We start from the raw sequence: 23,394 nt of genomic DNA, 5'->3' as shown, positions 1-23,394 counted from the left end.
TGCGCCTTTAAGGACAGGTTGCTCTTTCACTATCCCGCCTTACGAAACGTCAGATTAAACCGGTAATCTTCCGTTCCTGCTTTGATAGCCTGCACACCGTGAAAACGCAGGCGTGACGGCCCGCCCCACACCAGCACATCACCCTGCGTCAGAGGGATACGCTGCACAGCATCACTGCGCTGCATACCGCCAAACTGAAAGATGGCCGGTAACCCAAGAGACACGGAAACAATCGGCTGCGAGAAATCCCTCTCATTTTTATCCTGATGCAACGACATCCGGCTGCCCACCGCATAGCGGTTCATCAAGCACGCATCGGCAACAAAGTCAGGAAACCCCGCCTCATGCTCGGCCTGTTGCGCCAGTTGAGCAAACAGCAGCGGCATCGCGGGCCAGGGCGATCCCGTGAGGGGATCGTGGCGCGCATAGCGATAACCCTGTGCATCCGTCACCCAGCCCAGTGAGCCGCAATTGCTCATGGCGGCCGACATGACAAAACCGCCCGGCGTGGTCATCTGTCGAAATGGTGTCACGCGCGTCAGTTGGTCAATCATCTGCATTAACGTTGGCGCACTCTCAGCGGCGAACCCGCGCAGCACCACTGCGCCCGGTGCCAGCGTCTGCGTCCAGCGCGGTGTGCCCTCGTGCGCAAACAGATCATCCATCATGGGATCCTTTAGCCTCGTTCTCCAGCAGTTGGCGTTTACGCGCGATGCCCCACCGATAGCCCGACAACGCCCCATCGGTGCGAATCACCCGATGGCAAGGGACAATCACCGCCAGACGGTTGGCGGCACATGCGCCAGCTACCGCGCGCACCGCGTCCGGCTGACCAATTTTTTCAGCAACATCGCGGTAGCTGAGCGTGGTTCCCCGAGGAATGTCTCGCAGAGCCTGCCAGACACGCAGTTGAAACGCCGTGCCACGAATATCGAGCGGTAACGTCAACGGAGCACCCGGTGAATCAATAGCGCGGATGACCAGCGCCGTGCGTTGCTCAAACGCCGCATCGCCTTCAACCAACGTCGCATTGGCAAACAGAGAGTGTAGTTCGTTTATCAATGCAGTGGCATCATCTCCCAGTAAAACGGCGCAGACCCCGCGCTCGCTCTCCGCCACCAGAATAGCCCCCAGCGAGCATGCGCCAATAGCAAAATGAATCGTCATGCCCTGCCCCTTGTGTTTAAAACTGCGCGGCTGCATGCCCAGCAGTTGATGAGATTCCTGATAAAATTGCTCGCTGGAATGAAAACCCGCCGCCAATGCCGCTTGCGTTACCGGCGCATCACCGTTCAGCAAGGCGCGCACACGCTGACCACGCAACGCGGCAGCATAACGTTTTGGCGTCACACCAACCTGGGCTTTAAACAGCCGGTGAAAATGGTAGGGGCTGATACCCACCGCCGTTGCCACCTGCGCCAACGTCAGCGATGTCTTGGCCTGCGCCATCAGTTGGCAGGCGTGCTCAATAGCCGCACATTGCCGTTGCTCACGGGACGGGTTTCCTGGGCAGCAACGTTTACAGGGCCGGAGCCCGGCCTGCTGCGCCGCATCCGCATCCGCAAAGAACTGCACGTTTTCCCGCAGCGGTAATCGGGATGCACAGGAAGGCATACAAAATATCCCCGTGGTTTTAACGCCATAGACAAAGCGACCGTCAGCCTGTTTATCGCGTCGGCACAAGGCATCCCACCATGTATTTTCACGTAGAGTACGTTCTTCCTCAGGAAAAGCGCGTGCGTTTGTCGACATCACTCACCTCGCAGTCTCTGGTCACAACAGAGATCACACCCTACCGGTTACGTCTGATGAATACCTGACTGATTCTTGCTTTCTCATTCCAGAAACGCATCGCAGGGTGACAACCCCGATTCACTCTTTTATGCTGAAAGCCCACCCTTTTTCTTTCACGTTCAGGATCAAGTATGTCACACCCGCAGCCGGTATTATGGAACTCGGCGCAAAGCGTGCATCTGGCATGCGAACATCTGCGCACGCTTGGGCCACGCTGGCAAGCACTGTTGGACCACATCGGCGAATGTCAGCACCAAACGCACCCGCATCGTGAACCCTATGAAGCGCTAATGCGTGCCGTGGCCTACCAACAGCTCACCACTCGAGCGGGTGATGCCATGATCCGCCGCCTGTTGGATGCTTTTAGCCCTGACGGGCAGGTATTCCCTTCCGCAGAGCAGATTGCTGCCAGTGAGAAAGACGCGCTGCGCCAATGCGGCTTCTCAACGCGCAAGGCAGAGACGCTGCACTTAATTGCACAGGGGCACGCGACGGTTTGGTGCCCACCCGAGAACAGGCGCTAACCATGGGCGACGACACGCTCATCGAACGGTTATCGACGTTGAAAGGCATTGGCCGCTGGACGGTCGAAATGTACCTGATTTATGGATTGGAGCGAATGGACATTATGCCGCTGGACGATCTCGGCATCCGCTTAGGGTTATGCTATTTGCATCAGCGCGATGCGATACCCTCGCGCCGTGAATTGGCGGAACTCAGTCTGCCGTGTCAGCCGTTTCGCACCGTCGCCGCCTGGTATTTGTGGCGCAGCCCGATGATGCCAGACTACGCCGATTTCAAAAGCCGCCTGAAAACCAGCAACCGCAAAGGCTGATGGCATTAGTGGGGGAGTGATGCGGCGGGCGACTTCCCGCGTTCGCCGTCTCTGCGCGCCATAAACCGGGCGCGCAGTTTGTCATATACCCAGTTATACACCACGCTATACGGCAGGAAAAACAGGAAAAAGCCGATATCGACCATCAGAGCCTGCCACAGAGTAAGCCCCAGCATCCAGGCCGCAACGGGCAGACCAATCAGGATAAAACCGCCCTCAAAGCCTAATTCGTGCAAGATACGCACCTTAGCACCACGCGCCACGCGTGATACAGGCCACAGGCGATCGAACAAGGCGTTATAGATGATATTCCACACCATGGAGATGCTGGAGAGCATAATCGCCAATGCGCACATGGAAAATAGCGGTTTGTTAAACAGCCAGGCACCAATGGGTGCCATGATCAATAGGGCAACCACTTAATAGCTGACAGCATGAAACACACGCTCACCCACGCTTCGGCGTTGTACCGAGGTTGTTTGTCTCTTTGCTGTGTTAGATTGCATACATCACCACACTTTTATTCATCAATTTGGTATTGGGTCAATTAACAAAACAGGCGGTGGAGAAGGCCTCTCACCGCTTGACGTTAGCAGGATATATCGTTATTACTGGAAGAATAAAATTAATATCCATCGATAAAAGCGATGGACTTAAGAAGAGAGCGGTGATGCGCTATTCTCTCGAATCCCTGATTGCCTTTGTTACCGCAGCGCAAACTGGCTCTTTCTCGGCCGCAGCGCGTCAGCTACGTAAAAGCCAGTCCACCGTGAGCGCGGCCATTGCTAACCTCGAAGCCGATCTCGGACTGGTGCTGTTCGATCGTTCCGGGCACCAGCCGCAACTGACGGATGATGGTCATAAGGTGCGCGTGCACGTAGAGGCCATTCTTGCTGCCAGCGACACGCTGGATGCGCTGGCGGTCCGTCTGGCTAACCGTATTGAGCAACGCCTGACCTTTGTATTGTCGGATATGTGAAAAGCGGCGCATTACGATCCCTTGCTGCACGCGTTCTCTGCCCGTTTTCCTGATATTGAGTTCGAGTGTCTGATCGCCGAAGATGAGGATGCCATCGACCTGCTTAAGGCACAGCGCGCACACATGGGGGTGATTCGCACCCAACCACACTATCCGACAGAAATCAGCGCCTTACGGCTACACGTAAAAACTGAAATGGCCATCTTTGTTGCCGCACAGCATGCATTGGCGCAGCAACAGTCTGTCTCACCGCAACAGTTGACGACGGTACGCCAGCTTTATCTGAATACCTATACGCGCACAGAACGTCAGCCAAAAGAAGGCATTATCTGGTCTGCCCCCTCTTACCTTATGCTGCTGGAAATGGCAGAACAGGGGTTTGGCTGGAGCATCCTGCCACGCTGGTTGGTCGCCCAGTTTGGTCATCAGGTGTTGGTGGAACTCCCGGTGGCAGGTTGGCCGCAACTGATTGAAATGGATGTGGTGTGGTCAAAACAGTATCCGCCAGAACCGGCAGGGTTTTGGATGATTGATAATTTGCTGATGCAAAAAGATCCGACATTGTCTTGAAATAGATGAGACCTTGATAGATCGCTACAGACCCACTATTTTCATATCGGCACGATAAAAAACTACATTATTTAAAGGGAAAATAACTCGATAAATTTACTTATTTTTATTAAACAAGTTACGCAATGTAATAAGCATCAATACCTACGTGGCGCATTATTGCTTTTTTGCCATTTTCACTGCGTTTTTTTATCGCCCAGGATGTAAAAATCCGCCAATTGGATGCAAAAACTGTGATATACCAAAGTGGTACTTGATGCCAGAAACCCCTACCATGGTCAGGATAATTGTGCTACAGCATAACTGAATATTTTCCAATAAAAATGATAACCATATGTAAGACAGAAAGTCTTCCAAGGAATACTGAATCTTTCTTTTAATTTGTTGCAAGTGAGAAAAACATGTCGAATAAACCATTTTATTATCAAGAACCTTTTCCGCTAAGCAAAGATAACACCCAATATCGCCTGATCAGCAGCGATTTTGTTTCCACCGCCCAGTTTGAAGGTGAAGAAATCCTGAAGATCGACCCGCAGGCATTAACCCTGCTGGCACAACAGGCCTTCCATGATGCATCGTTTATGCTGCGTCCGGCTCACCAACAGCAAGTGGCAGATATCCTCCACGACCCTGAGGCGAGTGAAAACGACAAATACGTGGCGCTGCAATTCCTGCGCAACTCGGAAATTGCCGCCAAAGGTATTTTGCCGACCTGCCAGGATACCGGTACGGCGATTATCGTCGGTAAAAAAGGCCAGCAGGTCTGGACGGGCGGCAATGACGCCGAAGCGCTGTCCCGGGGCGTGTATAACACCTTTATTGAATATAACCTGCGCTATTCAAAGAACGCTGCGTTGGATATGTACAAGGAAGTCAATACCGGCACCAACCTGCCGGCCCAAATCGATCTGTACAGTACGGAAGGGGCGGAATACAAATTCCTGTTTGTCACCAAAGGCGGCGGCTCTGCCAACAAAACCTACCTTTATCAGGAAACCAAAGCGCTGCTGACGCCGGAAAAACTGAAAAACTTCCTGGTAGAAAAAATGCGCTCACTGGGCACCGCAGCCTGCCCGCCGTACCACGTTGCCTTTGTTATCGGCGGTACTTCAGCGGAAAGCACGCTGAAAACAGTGAAGCTGGCTTCCACCAAATACTATGACGCGCTGCCGACCAGCGGCAATGAACATGGGCAAGCCTTCCGCGACGTTGAACTGGAAAATGAGCTGCTGAAAGCCGCACAGGATCTGGGGTTAGGCGCGCAGTTCGGCGGTAAGTATTTCGCTCACGATATCCGCATTATACGTCTGCCGCGTCACGGTGCTTCCTGCCCGGTTGGCATGGGTGTTTCCTGTTCCGCTGACCGCAACATCAAGGCCAAAATCAACCGTGACGGCATCTGGCTGGAACAGTTAGAGCAGAATCCTGGCAAATACATTCCTGAGCAGTTGCGTGAGGCAGGAGAAGGTGAAGCGGTCAAGATTGATCTTAACCAACCGATGGAACAAATCCTGAAAACGCTGTCTCAGTATCCGGTTTCCACGCGTCTCTCCCTGTCAGGCACCATCATTGTGGCGCGCGATATTGCTCATGCCAAACTCAAAGAGCTCATCGACAACGGAGAAGGATTGCCGCAATATGTCAAAGATCACCCGATTTACTATGCAGGCCCGGCCAAAACGCCGGAAGGCTATGCTTCGGGTTCACTGGGGCCAACCACCGCAGGACGCATGGATTCCTACGTGGATCTGTTGCAAGCCAACGGCGGCAGCAAAATCATGCTGGCGAAGGGCAACCGCAGCCAGCAGGTGACCGACGCCTGCCATAAACACGGCGGTTTCTATCTCGGCAGCATTGGCGGCCCGGCAGCGATTCTGGCGCAGAACAGCATCAAGAGCCTGACCTGCGTTGAATATCCCGAACTGGGTATGGAAGCGATTTGGAAAATCGAAGTGGAAGACTTCCCGGCGTTCATTCTGGTAGATGACAAGGGGAATGATTTCTTTCAGGTGATCCAGTCCAATAAGTGCACTCGCTGTGCCTGATACTTCTGGTGTTAATCTGCGTTGAATGACGCACACACCAGACATCTGTTGGTGTTAACCCGCGTTGAATGACGTACGCACCAGATATCTTTTGATGTTAACCCGCGTTGAATGACGCAGAGGAAACGGGTATCGCGGGCGGTCCGTCAGCGATACCCGTTTCCGAAGGCATCGCGTAGCGACGTCATTCCGCAAAAAGCGTGGGGTCGAGGGGGTGGGCGACTGCACCCCCTCGTCGGGCGCGTGCTACGCTAGTAGCAAAGAAACGCTGTTAGCTTCGCGCACGAAACCTTACACCAATCTCAACATACTCCCCCTGAGAGTATGCTCTCATCAAAAAAAAGATGTATTTTAAATACGCCTTATAACTATTCTTTGTCAGGCTTTATAAACTACCGGCAACGCGGTAAAACGCGATAAGAATGTATAAGCTCTCCGAGGTGTATGATGCAAAACCTGAGTCTGTTATAAAACCCTGCCGCAGTGGAATGCGCAGACGCTGCCCGCCGCGTTTCAAGAAAAACACAACACGCAAGTGGGCACCTGGGCGAAGTTGACCGTTCTGAAAGGAGAGCTGACCTTCGCCATGCTGCACGAAGATGGCTCGGTGATTGAGACTTATCAGTTTACTGAACAGAATCAGCCACCGTTTGTTGAACCGCAAGCCTGGCATCGTATCGTCAGTGCCTCAGCGGATTTGGAGTGCCAGTTAGCGTTTTACTGCACCGCCGAGGATTATTACGCTAAAAAATACGGCCTAACAGCAACCCACTCCGAAGTAGTGGCCGCACTGGAGCAAATACCGGCTGGCAAAGCGCTCGATCTTGGCTGCGGTGGCGGCAGAAATGCCCTTTATATGAACCTGCGCGGCTTTGACGTTACCGCCTATGACAAAAACCTAAACAGCATATCGTCGCTGAAAGATATCATCAGCAGCGAAAACCTCTCCGGCATTCGCGCCAGACTGTACGATATCAACAAAGCCGCGTTAGACGAACAGTTTGACCTCATCATCTCTACCGTGGTGTTGATGTTTCTGGAACGCGAGCGCATTCCTTTCATCGTACGTAACATGCAGGAGTGCACCGTAAAGGGCGGCTATAACTTGATCGTGGCGGCCATGTCCACCGAGGATTTCCCCTGCCGGCTGCCTTTCTCCTTCACCTTCCAGCACGATGAATTGCGCGAGTATTACGCAGGATGGGACATCCTGAAATACAACGAAGAGGTGGGTGAATTGCATAAAACCGACGAGAATGGCAACCGCATCAAACTGCGCTTCGCCACCTTACTGGCTGCGTTTTTAAGGGCCGGTATCACCGGCCCGAGAAGAGAACGATCAGCTCGCTTTGCGTTCTGCTGCCTGACGGTAGGCGACCAAGTCTTCGATGGTCAGTACCGGCATGCCGTGCTGTTTAGCGAAGGCGATCACTTCCGGCCCACGCGCCATGGAACCGTCATCATTGGTCAGCTCACACAGCACAGCGGCAGGTTTGAAACCTGCCAACGTTGCCAGATCGACAGACGCTTCGGTATGACCACCGCGAGTCAGTACGCCGCCCGGTTGAGCACGCAACGGGAAGACGTGGCCAGGGCGATTCAGATCGCTTGCACGAGCGTCATCAGCAATGGCATCGCGAACGGTTGTCATACGGTCAGACGCAGACACACCGGTCGTTACGCCTTCAGCAGCTTCGATGGTAACGGTAAAGCCGGTTTGATAGTGGCTGGTGTTGTGCTCCACCATCATGGGCAGTTCCAATTGACGGCGACGCTCTTCGGTCAGGCACAGGCAGACGATGCCACTACCGTAGCGAATAGTCATCGCCATTTGCTCAACGGTCATGTTCTCGGCGGCAAATACCATGTCGCCTTCGTTTTCACGGTCTTCGTCGTCCAACACCATAACACCAACGCCTTGACGCAGCGCTTCAAGCGCACGTTCAACGCGTTCAGATGGCGTGCCAAATTCAGAAAGTAATGTCTGATTCATGGTAAAAAACCTCATGTTTATTATGGATTACCAGAACCAGGGCGAGCTTGAGGAGTAACCATTACAACAGATGCGGTTCAATGCGCACCGGGCAATGACTAACAAAATAACGCGAGTGGGCATATGCCCAACAGGATACCGTTACTCTCTCCCATCCGGACTATAACCGTCGGCCCCGGAATTTCACCGGATCTGCTGACCTCGCCACGTACATCGATAATAAATTATTGATAACGTTACGGCGAGCGCTCGCGGGCTTCCAGACGAAAGCACGATGTTTTAGCACCCTGCGCTGTCTGGTTTACCGCCGGTGGGGAATTACACCCCGCCCTGAGAAGTAAGCGTGGTAACTATAACGCTATTGCCTGAGTGGGGCAATTAGCGCAATGGATAAAATGTGACATCTGCTGGCCTATTGATAAAAATTTTCTTTAGGAATCCGACACAAAGCATTACAAGGCGAGTTTTGGTTTATCCCTTTTCATTCACGCATTACACTGACAGTACAGATGACAGAAACCGAGCAGGAAAACGGCATGATTGACCCGAAAAAGATTGAGCAAATTGCACGTCAGGTGCATGAATCCATGCCTAAAGGCATACGTGAACTGGGCGAAGACGCCGAGAAAAAAATTCGCCAGGTACTGCAAGCACAGTTTACCAAGCTGGATCTGGTAAACCGCGAAGAGTTCGATGTACAAACGCAGGTTCTGCTGCGCACCCGTGAAAAACTGGCGCGGCTGGAACAGCGTTTGAGCGAATTGGAAGCCAAGCTGGACGCAGACAAAACGGCTACGTCTGAACAGCAGCCCTCGTAGGCGGTACCCCCTCATCGCGGGCACCGGCCACCCAAGGGCCGGTGCAACGACGATTATTCTGCCGCCAGTTGCTGTGACTTATGCGGTAACCCCCACCACAGCACTGCCAGCATAATCAGTGCATAGAGCGATTTAGCCCCCACCATCACCAACAGTGCGCAGCACAACACACTGCCGATAATCGCCATCAGGCGGGCCCGACCTTTCAACAGCCGACACCCTGCCAGCATGCACAGCAGATAAACAAGAACAAAAATACCGTTAGCGTAAACGATCAACGTCGATAATGGCAGTGACAGCCAGTAAATCAGCAGGCAACAGACCATGCTACAAAGCACCACCGCCAACAGCGCACTCAGGGGAACCTGGGCACGTGAAAGCCGCCCCAAACGACTCCCTGGCGTTGCCTGTGACCACACCAGTCGCGCAAAACCTTGCGTATAAATGTTCACACTGGCAAAGCACGCCAGATAGCCAATCAGGCACGCTCCCCAATAGATCCATTCGTTGCCAAACAAATCTGCGACGATACTCAACAGCTGCGAGGTCGGGGCGATATCACTGCCATAGGCGTTCAACTGCAAAATCGCGACGGTACAGCCCCAATAGACGATGCCAGCAATCAGCATGCCGATCATCAAGGCCCGAGGAAAATCACGCTCTGGGTTACGAAACTCGGTAGAGAGGTGAGCAAACGCTTCCAGTCCAACAAAACACCAAAACATCACGGCAAGTGAATCAAAGGTGTTCGGCCAAGAGAGGGTACTCAGTGCAGGCCAGGCGATATGCGTGGGATTGATCTCTACCCCCCACCAAATGGCGGCGACCAGCAGCACCACCAGCACGGCAATACCCGTTTGAATAGAAGCACTTGAGCCCGCACTGCGTGACCCGAGCAGCCAAATGGCGACCAGCGTCAACATTTGCACCACCAATATACCTACCCTGCTATGGCCGATAAACGGCGCCCAAAACTCAGCGGCAATTTGCAACGCAGCAGGCAACCCCAAGGGGATCACGGAAAGAAACAGCCAGCGGGTCACGCGTGCCAGGCGTGGGCCAAACGCCAGATTGACAAAGTGGGCTGCCCCACTGGCATTGGGAAAATGCTGTCCTAACGCGGCAAAGCCAATGGCAATCGGAAACACCAATACAATCAGCAGCGGCCAAGCCCACAGGCTGTCATTACCCGACAGTTGCGCCACAATAGCTGGCACCGCAAACACACCAGTTCCCAGTAGCGAAGTGGAAAGCAGCCCCACTCCCTGAACCACGCCCAGATCCTGCTTTAACCCATTGCTACTCGCCACGTCAGTCCACCCTATCCCCTAAAAAAACAAAGCCTCCATGTAGGAGGCTTTGCGGTTACAAAATCACGTCTAGCCATTAGCCCGCAGCACATCGCGAATACGGCCTTTGTAAGCCTCAACTTTCTGCGGCGTCATTAAACGACGCTCATCATCCAGTACCACTCCGCCGACGTCGTCAGCAATGCGCTGTGCAGATTGCAGCATCAGTTTGAAATTCTGGCTTGCGTCACCGTAGGAGGGCACCATCATGAAAATGGAGACGCCCGGCGTGGAGAACTCGGCCATGTCGTCGATACTGAAAGAGCCGGGTTTCACCATGTTGGCCAAGCTGAACAGCACCGGTCCTGCACCCGCAGGATTAACATGGCGATGGAAAATATTCATTTCACCGAACTGGAAGCCGGCCTGCAATACGCTCTGCAACAGCACTTCACCGCCAATGATACTGCCTTGATGAGCGGCAACGTGCAGTACCAGCACTGTTTCTTGCGCTGCGCTGCTTGCGCTTTGCACTTGCGGCTGGTCAGCATCTCGCTCAGGCAAGTGTTGCTCCGCGGCCTGCTCTTCAACGTGCACCTCAGGTGCAGATTGCGGCGCGGTGATCGCTCCTAACAGCGGATCGTAATCGGTACGAACGTGTTCGGCAGCAGAAGCGAAAGGCGATGAGGATGCAGGCGGCGGCGCAGGCTCACTGAACCAACCCAATGCAGGTTCTTCCTGCGCACGAGTCCGCGTGACTCTGACTTCGCCGACCCCTTCATCAAGCTCCTCAAGCGGCGCAGTCTCTTCTCGCTTCTGCTTTTGCTTAAGCCGCTTCACCGGACGGTCACGAAAAAGGGACGAGCGCTCTTTACGGCTCGTCCACAAGCCGTGAAGCAGTAGCGCAATTATAGCGATCGCGCCCACAACGATTAATATCAGACGCAAGTCCTGCATCATTGCTATCCCAGTTAATTCAATTTATTGCCACCACGGCAACTTTTTCATACCCCTAACTCTATTTGCCTGCGTACACAAGTGCAAGCCTGAACAGTATTTTATAGGAATAAAGATATACCGGGCGCACTTTTTTGCTTTTTTTCGTCCAAAGGGTCACTGGTCAGCAGAAAATCATCCCGATATGATGCAGATCACACAAACGATCCGGATCACCCCACAATGAGGAACAGGATGTCATGGTAACCCCGTCCCCCGCTACGCCACCGCGTTCAGGCATTTACTATTTCGCACAAGGTTGGCAACTGATGTCGCTGCCGGGCATACGGCGATTTGTCATCGTTCCCCTGCTGCTCAATGTGCTGTTGATGGGCGGTGCCTTTTGGTGGCTGTTTTCCCGCATAGGTGACTGGATTGCCCAACTGATGGGCCACGTGCCAGAGTGGCTGTAATGGTTAAGCTACCTGCTATGGCCGTTCGCAGTCATCTCTATCCTATTGGTATTCCGATATTTTTTCAGCATCATTGCCAATTTTATCGCGGCACCGTTTAACGGCCTGCTGGCCGAGCAGCTTGAAGCGCGACTGACCGGCAAGGCCCTACCGGACAGCAGCGTCATGGGCATGGTCAAAGATATCCCGCGGATCATGAAGCGCGAAGTGCAGAAACTCGCCTATTACCTGCCGCGCGCCATCGTGCTGCTGTTGCTGTATCTTATTCCCGGTATCGGACAAACCGTGGCACCGCTGCTGTGGTTCGGGTTTAGCGCCTGGATGCTGGCCATTCAATATTGCGATTATCCCTTCGATAGTTCAGCAATCCGGCTAACCCGGAAATTCACGAAAAAACCACCGGTCCGGAAATCTGGAAAGATATCGATGGTGAAGTCGACGTGTTTATCTCCGGTGTCGGCACCGGCGGTACGTTGACTGGCGTCAGCCGTTTTATCAAGAAAACCAAAGGCAAAGCTATCACCACTGTCGCGGTTGAACCCGTTGATTCACCGGTGATCACCCAAGCGCTGGCTGGCGAAGAGATCAAGCCTGGTCCGCACAAGATCCAAGGGATCGGCGCCGGTTTCATTCCCGGTAACCTCGATCTGTCTCTGGTGGATCGCGTTGAGCGCATTTCTAACGAGGATGCAATTTCAACCGCGCGTCGCCTGATGGAAGAAGAAAGGTATTCTGGCTGGGATCTCTTCCGGTGCAGTCGTGGCTGCCGCACTGAATTTGCTGAAAGAGCCCGCCTTTGAAGGCAAAACCATCGTGGTGATTCTGCCCTCTTCCGGTGAGCGTTATCTCAGTACTGCGCTGTTTGCCGATCTGTTCACAGAACAAAAATTGCAGCAGTAATACTTCGTTACATTGACAGTATAAAAGCACCTTCACAGGTGCTTTTTTTTGTGGTCAAGTTCAAAGTTTATACCCATCAATAATTGCTTTTTTTGTCCAGGTTTAGTATTTAACCGAACAATTATTTTGATACGCGGAATTAATAACCGTAACATCGTACCCTGTTCCTACTGATGACAATGTCCCCGTTTTTTACCACAGAGGCAGCAAGGCCATCTGACACTGGGCTGGAATACGGTGCTATTTGGCGTATATATTCAGGGGAGGCGTTTCGTCCTTACCTTACCGCATCAAAGGCGACCCCGTAACATAAATGGGGCTGAACTAACAGACTAAAGTTCGGTAAATACACTAAACTTTAGTTCCACAACACGAATCCAAACCATAGTTGGGGAAAACAGAATGTTCCAGCAAGAAGTTACTATCACCGCTCCGAATGGCCTGCACACCCGTCCTGCGGCTCAGTTTGTTAAAGAAGCCAAAGGATTTACCAGCGAAATTACCGTCACCTCCAACGGAAAAAGTGCCAGCGCGAAAAGTTTGTTCAAGCTTCAGACCTTTGGCCTGACGCAAGGCACTGTCGTTACCCTTTCTGCAGAAGGTGAAGACGAGCAAAAAGCCGTTGAACATTTGGTTAAGCTGATGGCCGAACTTGAGTAATCGGCAGGCTTTTCGTGTGAACATCAGTTTCGAGTGAAGGTAGAGTTATGATTTCAGGCATATTAGTATCACCCGGTTTTGCTTTCGGTAACGCGCTGTTATTGAAGGAAGACGAAATCGTCATCAGCCGGAAGAAAATTACTGCTGAAGACGTTGAACAAGAAATCGAACGTTTTCTGAGTGGCCGGGCCAAGGCTTCTGCACAGTTGGAAGCCATCAAGACCAAAGCAGGTGCAACCCTGGGCGCTGAGAAAGAGGCCATCTTCGAAGGGCATATCATGCTGCTTGAAGATGAAGAGTTCGAGCAGGAAATCATAGCCCTGATCAAAAAGGACCATCACTCTGCCGATGCAGCAGCCTACTCGGTTATCGAGAATCAGGCGAAAGCGTTGGAAGAACTGGACGATGAGTACCTGAAAGAGCGCGCAGCGGACATGCGCGATATTGGTAAACGCCTGCTGAGAAACATTCTCGGTATGCCGATTATCGATCTGGGCGATATTCAGGAAGAATCGATCCTGATCGCAACCGATTTGACGCCATCAGAAACCGCACAGCTGAACCTGGACAAGGTGCTGGGCTTTATTACCGATCTCGGCGGCCGGACCTCCCACACCTCCATCATGGCGCGTTCTCTGGAGCTGCCCGCGATTGTCGGCACCACGGATGCCACCCAGCAGGTGAAAAACGGCGATTATCTGATTCTGGATGGCGTGAACAACAAAATTTATCAGAACCCGACGCCGGACGTTATCGAACAACTGAAAGCGCTGGAAGCACAGTACTACGCTGAAAAAGATGCGTTGGCAAAACTGAAAGATTTGCCAGCCATCACGCTCGACGGGCATCAGGTAGAAGTGTGCGCCAACATTGGTACCGTGCGTGATGTTGCAGGTGCCGAGCGCAATGGCGCAGAAGGTGTTGGACTCTATCGTACCGAATTCCTGTTTATGGATCGCGATGCGTTCCCGACAGAAGAAGAGCAGTTCCAAGCCTACAAAGCCGTGGCAGAAGCCGTAGGGGCGCAGGCGGTTATCATGCGCACCATGGATATCGGCGGCGATAAAGATCTGCCTTACATGAACCTGCCAAAGGAAGAGAACCCGTTCCTGGGCTGGCGAGCAATTCGTATCTGTCTCGATCGTAAAGAAATTCTTCATACACAGCTGCGTGCTATTTTGCGTGCGTCGGTGTTTGGCAAGCTGCGCATCATGTTCCCAATGATCATTTCCGTAGAAGAAGTTTGTGCGCTGAAAGCCGAATTGGAACTGCTGAAATCGCAGTTGAGAGCAGAAGGGAAAGCCTTCGATGAGAGCATCGAGGTGGGCGTAATGGTTGAAACACCTGCTGCGACCGCCATTGCCAACCATCTGGCGAAAGAAGTGGACTTTTTTAGTATTGGGACAAATGACTTAACCCAGTATACTCTGGCAGTTGATCGCGGTAATGAGCTTATCTCTCATCTCTATAACCCGATGTCTCCAGCGGTATTGCGTTTGATCAAGCAGGTCATTGACGCATCTCATGCCGAAGGCAAATGGACGGGGATGTGCGGCGAGCTCGCTGGTGACGAACGTGCTACACTGCTATTATTGGGTATGGGTCTGGATGAATTCAGCATGAGTGCAATCTCAATTCCTGGCATCAAGAAGATCATTCGTAATGCAAATTACGACGATGCCAAAGCGTTGGCAGAACAAGCGCTCTCCCAACCCACAGCGCAAGAACTGAGCGATGTAGTGAGCCGATTTATCAAAGAAAAAACGCTCTGCTGATTCTGCTATGCTGACCCAATATTAATGATTAGGAGAAGATCATGGGTTTGTTCGATAAACTGAAATCTCTGGTATCTGATGACAAAAAAGATACTGGCAGCATTGAAATCATTGCACCGCTGTCTGGTGAAATCGTCAATATCGAAGACGTTCCTGACGTTGTTTTTGCTGAAAAAATTGTCGGGGACGGTATTGCCATTAAACCGACTGGCAACAAGATGGTGGCGCCGGTTGATGGCACCATCGGCAAGATTTTTGAAACTAACCATGCTTTCTCTATCGAATCCGACAGCGGTATTGAACTGTTCGTTCACTTCGGCATCGATACCGTTGAGCTGAAAGGTGAAGGCTTCAAACGCATCGCGGAAGAAGGCCAACACGTGAAGAAAGGCGATCTGGTCATTGAATTCGATCTGGCGCTGTTGGAAGAAAAGGCCAAATCAACGTTGACGCCGGTGGTTATCTCCAACATGGACGAAATCAAAGAGCTGACCAAATTGAGCGGCACCGTGGTTGTCGGTGAAACACCGGTTATCCGTATCAAAAAGTAGCGCTTTTCTGAGTACAGCAACTCATACCAGCCCCACGGTCAGGGTCCTGACTGTGGGTTTTTTATTTATTGTCCCACCCTAATCACTGTAAGCGCGGGCGTTTTTCCGCACCGGCAGAGGCCATTTCGAGGGCTGCCAGCACCTTTACCGTCCCACTGTCCAATGCAATCCCCAGCGACAGGGCGACGAGTGTGCACCACTCCCCGTTTTTCACCCGTTCAGCCCCGAAGGTCTCCACAGCAACCATCTCCAGATTATGCATCGCATTATGGCAATGACTAATTCCGTGATCCCACGCTACCAAGTAACAGAGCTCCCCCTGTCGCACTCGCGCTCCGGCAACCGTTTTCACGGCGATGTTTTCCAGCTCGCACATCGCCATAAATAAAGCACTGATGCCATGTTCTCGGGCGACCAGTCGGCAGGATTCACCGTTACGTACCCGTTCTCCGGCACAGGAGTTAACGGCGATCATCTCTAACATATCCATCGCCTCGTACTGCATGCAAATACCATGATCCTGTGCCACTTGCAGGCATGACTCCCCGTTGCGTACCCGTTCCCCTGCCCGCCCCATCACCGCACGCTTTTGCAACTCGTTGAAGGCGAAGCTATCAGATTCAATACCGTAGATATCCGCCACGGCATAACAGCATTCACTCGCACAGACCCGCGTACCCGCCTCACCATCAACCGCCAGCATATTCAGCCAATGCATGAGTATGCTACGTTCAGGAATACCATGCGCCTCGCCAACCGTCTTGCACGATTGCCCCGCCAATACGCGCTCTACCGCAACGCCACGTGCCACACACGGCTGCCGTTTAAAAAAACGTGCTAATCAATGGCTCTACGCTGCGGTTTCTTGCCAACGAGGAATAAAGATACGCACGGTCAACCCTCCCTGAGGGCCGTTATCGGCCTCACCGTGCGCCATCACCACTTTGCGGGCAATCGCCAGCCCTAATCCATAGCCCTTGCCGGACTGCGGCGATTCGATGCGAATAAAGGGATCAAAGATGCTGGATAGCTTATTTTTCTCCACCCCCGGCCTCTGATCGGTGACACAAAGCAGCCACTCGCGCTCCGTGCCACGCAGGTCTACCAGCACCGTCTGCTCGCGGGTTGAAAAACGCAGTGCATTGTTGCACGATATTATCCAACGCGCGCCGCATCAGCTCCGCATTGCCTTTTACCGTGTGATCCTGCTCGATATCCGCCTCCAACAGAATGGTTACCCCCGGTACTTGCGCCTCATAGCGCGCATCGTTTACCACCGCGTCGACCAACCCGTACAAATCGAAGTAGGACTCATCGACCACCTGATGCTCGGCACGTGATAGCGTCAGCAGTTCACCAATCATTTTGTCCATGCGCGCCGCTTCACCTTCGATGCGCTGCAATGAGGTATCGATATTATCGCGATTTTGGTGCGCCAACCCGATGGCCAACTGTAAACGCGCCAGAGGGGAACGTAACTCATGAGACACATCATGCAGCAGTTGTTCGCGGGAACTCACCAACACCTCCAACCGCTCGACCATGGCATCAAAATCTCGCGCTACGTCGCTCAACTCATCGTGCCGTCGTTTCATGTCCGGCAACAGCCGAATGGATAAATATCCCTGTGACACACGGTCAAAACTGGCGCGCAAGCGATTGAGCGGCCGGGTCAGGTTCCAGGCTAATACCCCACTGAAGAGCAGCCCGCCTAATCCCGCAATCCATACCAACGGTTCAGAAATATTGAGTATCAACATCGGACGCGGTGCATAGGTTTCATCGCGCAAACGTAGGACGTCAAAAGAGACCCAATAGCGCTCGCCATTAGGCCCATTGACCGCGTTGACAAGCGGCATTTGGCGATCGCCCCGGTGATGTTCCTCATTCGCTGGCGGCCTCAGGTCACCGGGAGGCGGGATATCACTGGCTGGCGGTTCACGCCACGGCTCAGGCGGTGGAGCCCATTTCTCGGCATCGGTTACCGTGGTAGAAACGCGCAGAAAACCGCGTTCCTGTGGCGGCCACTGAGCTTCCAGTGCGTCCAGCGCGGGCTGCCCACCCTGTTGCAACGCAGATTGCGCCATCGACAGTTGTAACGACATCAAGCGCTGGATCATCGCCTCTTCCGGCGGTGCGCGGTGTCCACCGTCATACAACGTGAACCCCAACCACAGCAGTTGCGATATCAATAAAAACGTCAGCCAGAAGCCAAACAGAATTTTCCAGAACAAGCGTCCCTGCATCATCAACGAATCCGATATCCTACGCTGCGCACAGTTTCAATGGTCATGCTGCTGGCCGGCAGTTCGGCTAGCTTTTGCCGAATGTTGCTGATATGCACATCGAAGCTGCGATCGTAGGCTTCACGCTGCCGCCCCAGACATTTTCCGACAGCTCATCTTTGGAAACCACGCGCTAGTACGCGCCCACCAGCAGTTCCAGCAAATTGAACTCGGAGGCGGTTAAATCAAAGGGGTGTCCTTTCCATTCGCTGGTGCGTGTAGCGGGGTTCAACACCAGTTCACCCAATGTGGCAGTCCCTTCGCTTTCCTGCTTTTCCGGGCGCTCATCATAATAACGGCGCAGCACCGCACGCAAGCGTGCTACCAGTTCACGGGGGAAACAGGGCTTCTGCATATAATCATCGGCCCCCATTTTCAGACCAATCACCCGGTCGATATTGTCACCCTTGGCCGTCAACATGATAATCGGCAACCGGCTCGATTTACGCACCTGGCGTAACACATCAATACCGCTCATATCCGGCAACATAACGTCCAGAATCATGGCGGTGTAATTTCCTGACAGCGCGCTTTCCACACCCTCTTTCCCTGTCAACACTCGCGATGCGGCAAATTCCTCAGCGCTGAGATACTCACAAAGCAGGTTTCCCAACTCCACATCATCATCAACCAGCAACAGCTTCATACCTTGCTCCCCTTGGCGGTTCTGGCGGTTATTTTCTCGTTTAATACGTATTTTCGCAGCCATCTTTACTGAATTCTTACCTTCCATAGCACTAAATAGGCGAGATCGGGTCATAGAGTCAGGGTAAAGTAACGGCTTTGCTCTACGCGGTTAGCATCACCCCGTCAGACGTCAGTACCCTGCTGAGACGTCAACACTCGATAAGGATATTCAACTGCTCATGCCTGCTCGTTTTTTGTCATTACGTACGTCGCTACTGGCACTGGTTGCCATCGTTGCCCTTTATTTTGGCTATAAGCACTTTTTCGCCGCCCCACCACCGGTGAACTACATTACCGCGCCCGTAGAAACCCGAGATATTGAGCAGACTGTCTTGGTAGATGGCACCATCGTCGCCATTTCGGTGGAAGCAGGGCAGACCGTCAACGCGGCGCAAACTACCCCCACCATCGCCAAAGTGGCGAACCTGAACACCATGACAGTGAAAGCGCAGATTTCCGAAGCCGATGTGGTCAACATGAAAGTCGGCATGCCGGTCTGGTTTACCATTCTTGGCCAGCCCAACAAGCGCTATCAAGCCACGCTGCGCGCTATTGAACCGGCGCCGGATTCCATCAACGACGAGACCACCAGTTCATCCAGCAGTTCCAGCAGCAGTAGTAGCTCTTCAACGTCTAAGGCGATTTATTACAACGGCCTGTTTGATGTTGATAACCTGGATGGCACGCTGCGTATCTTGATGACGGCGCAAGTGTATATTCTGCTCGCTGCGGTAAAAACGCGCTGGTGGTGCCCGCCACGGCCGTAAAGCAGCTTAATGGAAAAACCGTGGTGCAAGTGGTTAATGCGCAAGGTCAACGTGAATCCCGTGACGTGACCATTGGTATTAACGACAACGTGCATACCCAATTACTCACCAGCGTCAGCACGGGTGAACAAGTGATCATCAGCCAGCAACCGGGTTCTTCATCATCAACGGCGCGCCACCCCGGCCCACCGCCAGTGTAAGGGGAGCTAACGTATGACTCAACCTTTATTAACGCTAACGGGAATTTCACGCCGTTTTACCAACGGTGACCAAACGGTCAACGTGTTGAAAGCGATAAACCTGACGATTCATGCGGGTGAGATGGTCGCTATTGTTGGGGCTTCCGGCTCCGGCAAGTCGACATTGATGAATATTCTCGGCTGCCTGGATAAAGCCTCGGAAGGAGAATATCGGGTTAACGGGCAAGCGGTAGCGACGCTTGACAGCGATAGCCTGGCCGCGCTGCGTCGGGAGTATTTCGGGTTTATCTTTCAACGCTATAATCTGTTGGGCGATCTTTCCTCGCAGGGCAATGTCGAAGTCCCCGCCATTTACGCCGGGCGCGACCGCACCTCGCGCCAACAGCGCGCAGCGGCACTGCTGCACCGCCTTGGATTGGGTGAACGCCTGAACTATCGCCCCAGCCAACTTTCTGGCGGGCAACAACAGCGCGTCAGTATCGCCCGCGCGCTGATGAACGGCGGTCAGGTGATCCTCGCGGATGAGCCAACGCGCGCCCTGGACACGCACAGCGGTAACGAAGTACTGGCCATTTTGAAAGATCTGAACGCGCAGGGGCACACCATCATTATCGTGACCCACGATATGCAGATCGCGCGCCATGCTGGGCGTATCATCGAGTTGCGTGATGGCGAAGTGATCGCGGATTCAGCCGGTACAACGGCTCCTGCCGAGACTGCGCCGCAAGAGAACGCCAGTGCCAAGCACGCTTCACGGCTGCTGCAAGCGCGCGATCGTTTTATCGATGCCTTCAAAATGGCGCTGCTGGCGATGAACGCTCAGCGCATGCGCACCTTTCTAACCATGCTCGGTATCATTATCGGTATCGCCTCGGTGGTCTCTGTGGTTGCGCTAGGCAAAGGCTCGCAACAGCAAGTGCTGGCCAACATCAGTGCAATGGGTACCAGTACGCTTGAGATCTATCCTGGCAAGGATTTCGGTGACCAACGTTCGAGCGCCATTCAAACGCTGCGTGCGACCGATATCGAACCTTTGGCGCAGCAACCTTACGTTCACAGCGTGACGCCGTCCGTCGCCACCAGCGTCACACTACGCTATGGCAATATTGCCGTCACGGCCAATGCCAACGGTGTAGGAGAACAGTTTTTCACCGTGCGCGGCTACAGCGTGGCACAAGGGATGATTTTCCCACGCGCCAGCGTGGATAATCTGTCGCAGGAAGCGGTTATCGATCAGAACACATTGCAGAAACTGTTTCCCAACGGGGAGAACCCTATCGGCAAGGTGATCCTGCTAGGATCGCTCCCCGTGCGAATTATTGGCGTGGTGGAAAAAAACAGCAGTGGCTTTGGCAGCGATGAAAACCTTAACGTCTGGGTCCCCTACACCACGGCGATGAAACGCATGATCGGGCAGTCCTACCTGAGAAGCATCACTCTCAGGGTCAAAGACAACGTGGATTTGAGCGTGGCAGAACAGGGCATTACCCAGATTTTGACCCAGCGCCACGGCAAGTAAGGATTTCTTTGTTTTCAACACCGACAGCATTCGTCAAACCATCGAGAAGGCCACTACCACGCTAGCGCTGCTGGTCTCCGCCATTGCATTTATTTCGCTGCTGGTCGGAGGTATCGGCGTGATGAACATCATGCTGGTGTCGGTGACCGAGCGCACGCGAGAAATCGGCGTGCGCATGGCGGTTGGTGCGCGTGCCAGCGATATCATGCAACAGTTTTTGATTGAAGCGGTGCTGGTGTGCTTGCTGGGCGGCGTGTTGGGGGTTTCGCTGTCGCTGTTGGTGGGAGCGGTATTTAGCCACTTCTTCAGCAGCTTCTCGTTAATCTACTCACCAGCATCTATTGTTGCTGCGTTCCTGTGCGCCAGCCTGATTGGGGTGATTTTTGGTTTCTTCCCCGCCCGGCGCGCCGCCTACATGGAACCAATACACGCGCTGGAACGGGAATAGCATTAACCAAATACGCCGGTGGACAGATAGCGATCGCCGCGATCGCAGACAATCGCGCTGCCGGGGTTTTCCCGCGCCACGCGCAGTGCTCCCGCCACCGCACCGCCGGAACTGACGCCGCAGAAAATGCCTTCTTGATGAGCCAAGCGTCGCAGCGTGGTTTCCGCCTCTTGCTGGGTAATATCCATTACACGATCAACGTATTGTGGCTGAAAAATCTCCGGCTCGTATCCCGGCGCCCAGCGGCGGATTCCGGGAATATGGCTCCCCGACGCGGGTTGTAAACCGATGGTACAGACGGATGCACGTTGCTGTTTCAGGAAACGACTGACGCCGGAAAGCGTGCCGGTGGTGCCCATTGAAGAGACAAAATGGGTGAGTGCGCCTTGCGTTTGCTGCCAGATTTCCGGCCCCGTGGTCATAAAATGCGCCAGCGCGTTATCCGGATTATTGAACTGATCGAGCACCTTGCCCTCCCCGGATTCTGCCATCTGGCGCGCCAAATCGCGCGCGCCTTCCATGCCACACGCAGGACTGACCAGCACTAGCTCTGCACCGTAGGCGCGCATCGCCAGTTGCCGCTCACGGCTCATGTTCTCCGGCATCAACAACCGCAAGCGATACCCTTTCACGGCGGCAATCATCGCTAGCGCAATACCAGTATTGCCACTGGTGGTTTCAATCAGCCGATCGCCAGAGGTTATTTCTCCGCGCCGTTCAGCCTGCTCCACCATAAAACGGACCGGACGATCTTTTACCGAGCCAGCCAGATTATTGCCTTCCAACTTAAGCCAGATCTCACTGCCGGTATCCTGTGCCAGCCTTTGCAGCTTGATGAGTGGCGTATTGCCAATGGTGTTATCCAGCGTACTCAACTCGTCTCCCCTACCTACTCAACGTGAAAATGTTACAACGCGAGCAGTTTTTCCAGCGAAGAAGCGAAGAAATAGCTGCCGCTAACGGCGCGCGTGAAGCGCAGCATCTCGTCACGTTTGCCGTCACGATCGCCAAACATGCTCAGTAATTGCTGTTCAATATTATGCAAGCGCGCGCAATAGGCAATAAAGTAAAGACCATGTTTGCCGCTGGCCGTGCCATAGGACATGCTCTGACGCAAAATTTTCAGCCCTTTGCCCTCTTCCTTAAGATCAACCCGGCTCAGGTGCGAGGTGATCGGGCGCTGCTCTGCCGGAATCTCTTCGTTGTCCTGCTTGGTGCTACCGATCATCTGCTCTTGTTGCTCCACGCTAAAGCGCTGCAACTGCTTGAGATTATGTTCCCAGCGCTGCACAAACACATAGCTGCCGCCCGCATCCGGCCGATCGTCGGCGATAATCGCCACGTCGCGTCGCGCATCGTCCTGCGGGTTTTCGGTGCCATCGACAAACCCACTCAGATCGCGATCTTCAACCCAGCGAAAGCCGTATGTCTCTTCTTCAACGTGGATCGCGGAACCAAACGCTGTCAATGCCGCCTGAGCCAAGCTGAAATTGACATCGTGACGCAAAGATTGAATATGCAGCAGCAGATCGCGCTGCGTTGCCGGTGCCAACCCCTTACCCAGCGGCGCAAAAGGTTTCAGCTCAGCCGCTCCTTGTTCGCAATCGAGATCGCGCCACACATCATGACCAAACGCCAGCGTCGCCCCCAGCCCCGCATCGAGAAAACGCGCCTGCAACTCCTGCAACGACTGGCAAAACTTTTTGCAGCCTTGGCGGATAGCGTCGAACTCGCCCTGAATCATGGCTTCAATAAAAATGGCAAAACGACGGTGCTCAAGCAAAATTCCGCTCTGTATCTGTGTCATTTCAAGCTTCCTCATGTTTTAATTATCTGCTTTTATCGTTTTTTGGCATTACGTAGCCTAAGG

The 23,394-nt window shown here is 53.4% G+C and carries 16 protein-coding genes, 8 pseudogenes and 1 riboswitch; of the genes and pseudogenes, 13 read left to right on the top strand and 11 right to left on the bottom strand.

Features of this window, described 5'->3' with window-relative positions:
* Nucleotides 1–29 precede the first annotated feature (29 nt).
* Nucleotides 30–665 carry a DNA oxidative demethylase AlkB gene (gene alkB, locus CS369_RS21065; protein ID WP_196908582.1) on the bottom strand — a complete coding sequence of 212 codons (636 nt, stop codon included), beginning with the start codon at nt 663–665 and terminating at the stop codon, nt 30–32.
* On the bottom strand, nt 658–1,752 hold the full coding sequence (gene ada / locus CS369_RS21060; protein WP_196908577.1) for a bifunctional DNA-binding transcriptional regulator/O6-methylguanine-DNA methyltransferase Ada: 1,095 nt from the start codon (nt 1,750–1,752) through the stop codon (nt 658–660). Before ada ends, alkB begins: the two co-directional genes overlap by 8 nt.
* 173 nt (nt 1,753–1,925) lie before the next feature.
* On the opposite strand from ada, the pseudogene CS369_RS25385 reads away from it, so the two are divergent.
* Nucleotides 1,926–2,629, top strand: a pseudogene (locus CS369_RS25385) (DNA-3-methyladenine glycosylase).
* Nucleotides 2,630–2,634: 5 nt separating this feature from the next.
* Here the strand turns inward: CS369_RS25385 and CS369_RS21050 are convergent.
* Complete coding sequence (locus CS369_RS21050; RefSeq protein ID WP_280514839.1) at nt 2,635–3,048, bottom strand: multidrug/biocide efflux PACE transporter; 414 nt, start codon at nt 3,046–3,048, stop codon at nt 2,635–2,637.
* A 251-nt stretch (nt 3,049–3,299) separates the two neighbouring features.
* Between CS369_RS21050 and CS369_RS21045 the strand changes: the two are divergent.
* The 3 genes and pseudogenes from CS369_RS21045 to tehB form a co-directional block, all read left to right on the top strand.
* Nucleotides 3,300–4,178: pseudogene (locus tag CS369_RS21045) on the top strand (LysR family transcriptional regulator).
* 401 nt (nt 4,179–4,579) lie between these two features.
* A complete protein-coding gene (gene fumA, locus CS369_RS21040) occupies nt 4,580–6,223 on the top strand; it encodes a class I fumarate hydratase FumA (protein WP_196908576.1) in 1,644 nt (547 codons plus the stop codon).
* A gap of 475 nt (nt 6,224–6,698) precedes the next feature.
* A pseudogene (gene tehB / locus CS369_RS21035) lies at nt 6,699–7,520 on the top strand (SAM-dependent methyltransferase TehB); the annotation flags it as partial.
* Between the two features lie 42 nt (nt 7,521–7,562).
* On the opposite strand, the gene ribB reads toward tehB, so the two are convergent.
* Entirely contained in the window at nt 7,563–8,216 is a 654-nt protein-coding gene (gene ribB / locus CS369_RS21030) for a 3,4-dihydroxy-2-butanone-4-phosphate synthase (RefSeq protein WP_196908575.1), read from the bottom strand.
* Nucleotides 8,217–8,355: 139 nt separating this feature from the next.
* A riboswitch (FMN riboswitch) is annotated at nt 8,356–8,559 on the bottom strand.
* Between the two features lie 193 nt (nt 8,560–8,752).
* Between ribB and CS369_RS21025 the strand changes: the two genes are divergently transcribed.
* A complete protein-coding gene (locus CS369_RS21025; RefSeq protein ID WP_196908581.1) occupies nt 8,753–9,034 on the top strand; it encodes an accessory factor UbiK family protein in 282 nt (93 codons plus the stop codon).
* 53 nt (nt 9,035–9,087) lie between these two features.
* Here the strand turns inward: CS369_RS21025 and yjeH are convergent, their stop codons facing one another.
* Together yjeH and zipA are read right to left on the bottom strand one after the other, a co-directional pair.
* Nucleotides 9,088–10,344, bottom strand: a complete 1,257-nt coding sequence (gene yjeH / locus CS369_RS21020) for an L-methionine/branched-chain amino acid transporter (protein WP_196908574.1) — start codon at nt 10,342–10,344, stop codon at nt 9,088–9,090.
* Between the two features lie 69 nt (nt 10,345–10,413).
* Entirely contained in the window at nt 10,414–11,283 is an 870-nt protein-coding gene (gene zipA, locus CS369_RS21015; RefSeq protein WP_196908573.1) for a cell division protein ZipA, read from the bottom strand.
* Nucleotides 11,284–11,519: 236 nt separating this feature from the next.
* Here zipA and cysZ point away from each other — a divergent pair.
* From cysZ to crr, 5 genes and pseudogenes are all read left to right on the top strand, one after another.
* Nucleotides 11,520–12,101: pseudogene (cysZ, locus tag CS369_RS25380) on the top strand (sulfate transporter CysZ); the annotation flags it as partial.
* Nucleotides 12,092–12,632, top strand: a pseudogene (locus CS369_RS21000) (pyridoxal-phosphate dependent enzyme); the annotation flags it as partial. The pseudogenes cysZ and CS369_RS21000, both read left to right, overlap by 10 nt.
* 402 nt (nt 12,633–13,034) lie before the next feature.
* Nucleotides 13,035–13,292, top strand: coding sequence for a phosphocarrier protein Hpr (gene ptsH / locus CS369_RS20995; RefSeq protein ID WP_196908571.1), 258 nt, complete (start codon nt 13,035–13,037; stop codon nt 13,290–13,292).
* Nucleotides 13,293–13,339: 47 nt separating this feature from the next.
* The gene (gene ptsI, locus CS369_RS20990; protein ID WP_196908570.1) at nt 13,340–15,067 is read left to right on the top strand and encodes a phosphoenolpyruvate-protein phosphotransferase PtsI; all 1,728 of its coding nucleotides are present in this window, start codon (nt 13,340–13,342) and stop codon (nt 15,065–15,067) included.
* A gap of 41 nt (nt 15,068–15,108) precedes the next feature.
* On the top strand, nt 15,109–15,618 hold the full coding sequence (crr, locus tag CS369_RS20985) for a PTS glucose transporter subunit IIA (RefSeq protein ID WP_196908569.1): 510 nt from the start codon (nt 15,109–15,111) through the stop codon (nt 15,616–15,618).
* Nucleotides 15,619–15,700: 82 nt separating this feature from the next.
* Here the strand turns inward: crr and CS369_RS20980 are convergent, their stop codons facing one another.
* The 3 genes and pseudogenes from CS369_RS20980 to CS369_RS20970 all read right to left on the bottom strand — a co-directional run bounded on the left by CS369_RS20980 (nt 15,701) and on the right by CS369_RS20970 (nt 18,549).
* Nucleotides 15,701–16,429: a hypothetical protein gene (locus tag CS369_RS20980; protein ID WP_196908568.1), complete on the bottom strand. Its 729-nt coding sequence runs from the start codon at nt 16,427–16,429 to the stop codon at nt 15,701–15,703.
* Nucleotides 16,430–16,468: 39 nt separating this feature from the next.
* Nucleotides 16,469–17,864: pseudogene (locus CS369_RS20975) on the bottom strand (ATP-binding protein).
* Between the two features lie 2 nt (nt 17,865–17,866).
* A pseudogene (locus CS369_RS20970) lies at nt 17,867–18,549 on the bottom strand (response regulator transcription factor).
* Nucleotides 18,550–18,925: 376 nt separating this feature from the next.
* Between CS369_RS20970 and CS369_RS20965 the strand changes: the two are divergent.
* The 3 genes and pseudogenes from CS369_RS20965 to CS369_RS25375 all read left to right on the top strand — a co-directional run.
* Nucleotides 18,926–19,557 (top strand): annotated as a pseudogene (locus CS369_RS20965) (HlyD family efflux transporter periplasmic adaptor subunit); the annotation flags it as partial.
* 13 nt (nt 19,558–19,570) lie between these two features.
* Nucleotides 19,571–21,076: an ABC transporter permease gene (locus CS369_RS20960; RefSeq protein WP_374191098.1), complete on the top strand. Its 1,506-nt coding sequence runs from the start codon at nt 19,571–19,573 to the stop codon at nt 21,074–21,076.
* 121 nt (nt 21,077–21,197) lie between these two features.
* The gene (locus tag CS369_RS25375) at nt 21,198–21,524 is read left to right on the top strand and encodes an FtsX-like permease family protein (RefSeq protein ID WP_374191100.1); all 327 of its coding nucleotides are present in this window, start codon (nt 21,198–21,200) and stop codon (nt 21,522–21,524) included.
* A gap of 2 nt (nt 21,525–21,526) precedes the next feature.
* On the opposite strand, the gene cysM is transcribed toward CS369_RS25375, so the two are convergent.
* Nucleotides 21,527–22,399: a cysteine synthase CysM gene (gene cysM, locus CS369_RS20955; RefSeq protein WP_196908567.1), complete on the bottom strand. Its 873-nt coding sequence runs from the start codon at nt 22,397–22,399 to the stop codon at nt 21,527–21,529.
* 32 nt (nt 22,400–22,431) lie between these two features.
* Nucleotides 22,432–23,331 carry a Dyp-type peroxidase gene (locus CS369_RS20950; RefSeq protein ID WP_196908566.1) on the bottom strand — a complete coding sequence of 300 codons (900 nt, stop codon included), beginning with the start codon at nt 23,329–23,331 and terminating at the stop codon, nt 22,432–22,434.
* Nucleotides 23,332–23,394 lie beyond the last annotated feature (63 nt).

The organism is Candidatus Symbiopectobacterium sp. 'North America', assembly GCF_015762685.1.
GTDB lineage: Bacteria > Pseudomonadota > Gammaproteobacteria > Enterobacterales > Enterobacteriaceae > Symbiopectobacterium.
The sequence above is the reverse complement of the archived record's forward strand: the minus strand, read 5'-3'. Positions and strand labels throughout refer to the sequence as shown.